Origin of the sequence: Streptomyces sp. NPDC058579, from assembly GCF_042718575.1 — a bacterium.
Lineage (GTDB): Bacteria > Actinomycetota > Actinomycetes > Streptomycetales > Streptomycetaceae > Streptomyces.
Genome location: NZ_JBHXPI010000094.1, coordinates 1 through 1,775 on the forward strand (window position 1 = coordinate 1; position 1,775 = coordinate 1,775).

Genomic DNA, 1,775 nt, shown 5'->3' on the forward strand with positions numbered 1-1,775 from the left:
TACCAAGTCCTGGCCACCCTGTCCGAGCCCGCCGAACGCACCATGCGCATGAGCGAGCTGGCGGTCCTCACCAACGGCTCGCTGTCCCGCCTGTCGCACGTGGTCAAGCGCCTGGAGAAGCAGGGCTGGGTGCGCCGTGCCCCCGATCCGGACAACGGCCGCTACACCCTGGCGATCCTCACCGAAACGGGCTGGGACAAGGTCGTGGCCACCGCCCCGGGGCATGTCGAGGAGGTCCGCCGCCTCGTCTTCGACCCGCTCACCCAGGCCCAGCAGCGGACCCTGCGCGCCATCGGCCACCGCGTCAACCAGGCCATCGACCCCACCGACACCTGCCCCGAGTGACGATGCGCCCGCCCATCACCCGGCCCGCCCCGAGGGCGACTCACCGGCGACGCTGACGAACTCGCCGCCTGGCGCGACCGAGCACCCGGCCTCTACGCGGTCAACCGAGCCGGGTTCCGCCGGCTGCTCGACGGAGCCGCAGTCGGCGACACCATCCGCATCGCGGACGGCGCCCGCCTGTTCCGCTCGACCAAGGACGTCATCCAGATCCGAGAAGTGCTCCAGCGGCGAGGGCTGCACCTGAACATCACGACCGGCGCATGGTCCGACTTCGACCTGGCGGCCGACGACCCGCAGACCAAACTGTTCGTCACGATGCTCGCCGGGGTCGTGAAGTTCCAGCGCGACATGATCTCGGAAGACACTAGGGAAGGCGTGGCCGCCGCCGCAGCCTCGGGCCAAGACGCTAGGCCCCGGCGGCCCTCGACGAGATCCAGGAGGGCACCGCGGTCAAGGCCCTGGCTCGGCAGGACGGCGTCGCGCCCAAGACGATCCGCCGCGTCCTGGACGCCGTCGGCGCCCGCGACCTGCCCACCGCCCCCGAGCCTGAGCCGGTTGACGACCCTAAGGTGCCTGGAACCTCCGAGCCCGAGGCCGCGGTGGTGCTCGACCGGCCCGTCCTGCTCGCCGACCACCTGGCCGACGCCCAGGACGCCGCCGTCCGGGAAGTACTGGCCAGCGGCCGGACGATCCGCCGCGGCCAGGGCTACTTGGTGCGCGTCATCGCGCCACTGGCGCTCCACCGAGTGGCGCTTAAGCAGTGCGCCGCCCTCTCCGTCGCCAGCGCCGCCTCGGCCGGACGCAAGGCGTACCGCGCCTACGCCGACCGGATCACTTCGGCCGCGCAGGGCCGTGACAGATGTCGTGCCCAGGTGACAGCTATCGCGCTCCGGCAGAGTGGGGCCGGCGCGGTCGCATGTCGTTGCCGCCGCCCGATATTCGAACTGGCGTAGTATTCGGCCGTGGCTGAAACTACCTCCTTCCCGAGCGATGACCGCCCAGCGCAACCCGCACGGCTGCTCGGGCCGATTCGCGAACTGTCGATCCAGGTCAGCACGCACCCCTGCTGGGGTCATTGGGAGGGCGAAAACGTGGTGAAGGCCCGCATGGAGCTGAAGAACCACACCGACGTCCTGCCGGCGGTCGTCGAGGCCGCGTAGAGCGGCGTTGGCCGTGCGTCCAGCGGTGGCCCGCCGCGGCTGCCGCCTGACCTCGGCTGCCGTTCCCCAGCACGGGTGCCGTGGCACAGTGGCGGTATGTGCGGCCGCTACACCTCCACCCGCAGTCCTGAGGATCTGACCCGACTCTTCCAGGTCACCGACTGGCGCCCCGACGAAGACTGGAGCCCAGCTGGAACGTCGCGCCCACCGACGAGGTCTACGCCGTTCTCGAACGCACCTCCCGGACCGAAGACGACGAGGTTCGCCGCG

At 70.9% G+C, this 1,775-nt stretch carries 3 protein-coding genes and 2 pseudogenes; all 5 read left to right on the top strand.

The annotated features are described in order from the left end of the window. Positions 1–345 (top strand): MarR family winged helix-turn-helix transcriptional regulator (locus ACFWRO_RS37040; protein WP_384519095.1); only part of this gene is annotated, 345 nt, incomplete at its 5' end. Between the two features lie 84 nt (positions 346–429). After that, positions 430–735: pseudogene (locus tag ACFWRO_RS37045) on the top strand (recombinase family protein); the annotation flags it as partial. Between the two features lie 179 nt (positions 736–914). After that, on the top strand, positions 915–1,298 hold the full coding sequence (locus ACFWRO_RS37050) for a hypothetical protein (protein WP_384519097.1): 384 nt from the start codon (positions 915–917) through the stop codon (positions 1,296–1,298). A 9-nt stretch (positions 1,299–1,307) separates the two neighbouring features. Continuing rightward, on the top strand, positions 1,308–1,505 hold the full coding sequence (locus tag ACFWRO_RS37055) for a hypothetical protein (RefSeq protein WP_384519100.1): 198 nt from the start codon (positions 1,308–1,310) through the stop codon (positions 1,503–1,505). 96 nt (positions 1,506–1,601) lie between these two features. Continuing rightward, positions 1,602–1,775: pseudogene (locus ACFWRO_RS37060) on the top strand (SOS response-associated peptidase family protein); the annotation flags it as partial.